Origin of the sequence: Parvibaculum sp. (assembly GCF_049672805.1) — a bacterium.
Lineage (GTDB): Bacteria > Pseudomonadota > Alphaproteobacteria > Parvibaculales > Parvibaculaceae > Parvibaculum.
Genome location: NZ_JBATWS010000204.1, coordinates 1 through 2,651 on the forward strand (window position 1 = coordinate 1; position 2,651 = coordinate 2,651).

The 2,651-nt window shown below is 61.3% G+C and carries 4 protein-coding genes; 3 read left to right on the plus strand and 1 reads right to left on the minus strand.

The annotated features are described in order from the left end of the window. The 3 genes from WBF74_RS06530 to WBF74_RS06540 all read left to right on the plus strand — a co-directional run. Nucleotides 1–383: PilZ domain-containing protein (locus WBF74_RS06530; protein WP_424436980.1), on the plus strand; the 383-nt coding region annotated here is incomplete at its 5' end. 56 nt (nucleotides 384–439) lie between these two features. Further along, the gene (locus tag WBF74_RS06535) at nucleotides 440–1,144 is read left to right on the plus strand and encodes a crotonase/enoyl-CoA hydratase family protein (protein ID WP_424436983.1); all 705 of its coding nucleotides are present in this window, start codon (nucleotides 440–442) and stop codon (nucleotides 1,142–1,144) included. 314 nt (nucleotides 1,145–1,458) lie between these two features. Beyond that, nucleotides 1,459–2,256, plus strand: coding sequence for a transglutaminase-like cysteine peptidase (locus tag WBF74_RS06540; RefSeq protein ID WP_424436986.1), 798 nt, complete (start codon nucleotides 1,459–1,461; stop codon nucleotides 2,254–2,256). Between the two features lie 158 nt (nucleotides 2,257–2,414). Here WBF74_RS06540 and WBF74_RS06545 read toward each other — a convergent pair. Next, nucleotides 2,415–2,651: enoyl-CoA hydratase-related protein (locus WBF74_RS06545; protein WP_424436989.1), on the minus strand; the 237-nt coding region annotated here is incomplete at its 5' end.

Genomic DNA, 2,651 nt, shown 5'->3' on the forward strand with positions numbered 1-2,651 from the left:
CCTTTGAAGGCGGCTTCGCAATCGAAACCAATATTGCAGGTCCGCGCCGCGAAAGGCTGCGCCAGCGCCTCGAAGCGCTTGCCCGTGGCGAAAAGATCGAGATTTCGGCCCGCCGCGCCTTTGCACGCTATGCGCCGGGTGAAGCGGGGCTTGAGGAAACCGCCGTCCTCAATCTCGGCGACGGCCAGACCATGCCCTGCCGCATTATCGACATGTCGCTTGGCGGGGCACAGGTGGCTGTCGAAAACCGCCCGCCCATCGGCACGGAAGTCGCTATTGGCCGCATGTCGGGCCGCGTCGTCCGCCACACGGAAGAAGGCGTTGGCATCCAGTTCAGCGATATTCCCGAACGCGCAAGCGCCCTTTCACGCCCCTTCGGCTGACGAAACCGCTTTGCCGGACTAAGCTCCCCCGCACTTCAAAAAAGGGGGGAACCATCTTGTCTGCACCGCTGACCACCACCATCGAGAACGATGTTGCCATCCTCGCTATGGACGATGGCCGCGCCAATGCGCTCGGCCACGCCATGATCGACGCATTGAATGGGGCTCTTACCGAAGTAGAGACCAGGTCAAAGGCAGTCCTGATCGCAGGCCGCCCCCATCGCTTTTGCGCCGGCTTCGACCTCGATGTCATGGCATCGGGCCCGGACAAGGTTGGGCCGCTGGTAACAGCAGGCGCCGAGCTTCTGATGCGCCTTTATGAATACCGCCTGCCCGTCATTATGGCCTGCACGGGCCATGCGCTTGCCGCGGGCGGCCTTCTCCTCCTCGCAGGCGACCACCGGGTCGGCACGGAAGGCGATTACCGCATCGGCCTGCCCGAAGTCGCCATTGGCATGACCATGCCCATTTTCGGCATCGAACTTGCCCGGGACCGCATTGCCGCCAACCGCTTCTCGCAGGCGGTGACACAGGCGCGGATCTACAATCCGACCGAAGCCGCCGCCATCGGCTATCTGGACGAGGCCGTGCCTGCCGATGCCTTGATGGAAACAGCAAAGGCCCGTGCCGCAACGCTTGCCGCCCTGCAGCAGCCCGCCTTTGCGAACACCAAACGCAAGGAACGCGAAGCAACCATCCGGCATATTCGCGAGACTCTGGCGTCGGATTCCCGCACTTTCGACGGTGCAGCCCCCCGCTGAACCCCTTCTGCAAAAAATTTTTGCAGGTCTTTCCGTGGACGGATCAGCCTTGAGATGGCCGGGCGGCGGGCGCGGATTTGCCCGCCCCGCCGCTTAGAGCCGCATAAATAATCCGCAAGAATAAAGGCTTTTTCCGCCCTCTGCCGGTCAGAACAATTTTAGTCATTTCCGATCATTTCGATTTTTAGAAAAACCCGCCTCAACTTTGAGCAAGATTCTCTTCAAATCTCTGCGTCGTACTTAAACGGGCGCAAATCCCTGCCTGCCATTCTGTCCTCACAAGTTCGAAAGAACCTTCATTGTTGGTGGGCGAAATGAAGTGGGTGAAGCAGATCAGCGTTGTGGCGGGAATGATGGCAGGACTGGCTGCCTGTCAGTCGCCGGACCATGTGGGCAGCATCGACAGTTCTTTCTTTGAAAGCACGGCGCAGGTGCATCTGATCGCAGCCGCCATGCCGACCTATCAGCAAGCTACCCCGCCGATTGGCTATATCGGCTTCTGCGTGCGCAACCCGGATGAATGCGCTGGCGGCACCGATACACCGGAACCCGCAAAGATGACCCCTGAAAAGTGGGTCGAGCTTTCGCAGGTCAATGAATATGTGAACCGCACCATTCCGCAGGTCTCCGACATGGCGCTGTACGGGCGCGCCGAATGGTGGGCCTACCCGGATGAGCGCGGCGGCGACTGCGAAGACTTTGCGCTGGAAAAGCGCCGCCTGCTGATCGAGCGCGGCTGGAAGGCAGAAAATCTGCTCATCTCCGTGGTGCGCGAATGGAACGGCGACGGGCATGCCGTGCTTCTGGTGAAGTCTGATCGTGGCGAATTCGTGCTCGACAACAAGAATTGGGAAATCGCCGTCTGGTCTGACACGCCTTATCAGTGGATCAAGCGCCAGTCGGAAGAACGCCCCTATATCTGGGTCAACCTCGACGCAAAGGCGGCACGCATGGCCGCAAAGGAAACGCCGCTCCCGCCGCTTGGCGCGCCGGCTCCCTTCCTTGCCGCGATCGAGAAAACATCTCCCGCCGCCTTGCGGCCGGGAACGGAGGAAGGTCGGACCGCGGCCGGATTGCTAAATGAGGAGGTCCCGACAGCCGCGATCAACTGACCTGCCGACCGGGCTCCGCCGCCCCCCAACTCGGAGCCTGGTCCTGTCGAGGCCGGTCCTGTCGCACCCCCCGCGGCAGGGCCGGTTCTTTTTTGTGCGCCCGAAAGAAAACGGCGCCGCTCATCGCGGCGCCGCATCGCTGATCCGAGAAAAAAGCCTCAGCGGCCCTTCCACTGCGGCTTGCGCTTTTCAGCGAAAGCGCGCGGGCCTTCGATGAGGTCTTCGCTCTTGAAGAGCGCACCCACAGCCGGATAGTGGCCTTCAATCGCCTTTTTCAGATTGGCTTCATCAAGCCCCTGATAAACGGACTCCTTGGAAGCCCGGATCGACATGGGCGAACATTCCTCGATCATCTTCGCCCAGCGCTTGGCCGCCGCGAGCAGTTCGCCGGCCGG

Excerpts from the sequence above, each read along its gene's own strand:
- WBF74_RS06540 (WP_424436986.1), top strand. The coding sequence starts at position 1,459 with ATGAAGTGGGTGAAGCAGATCAGCGTTGTGGCGGGAATGATGGCAGGA.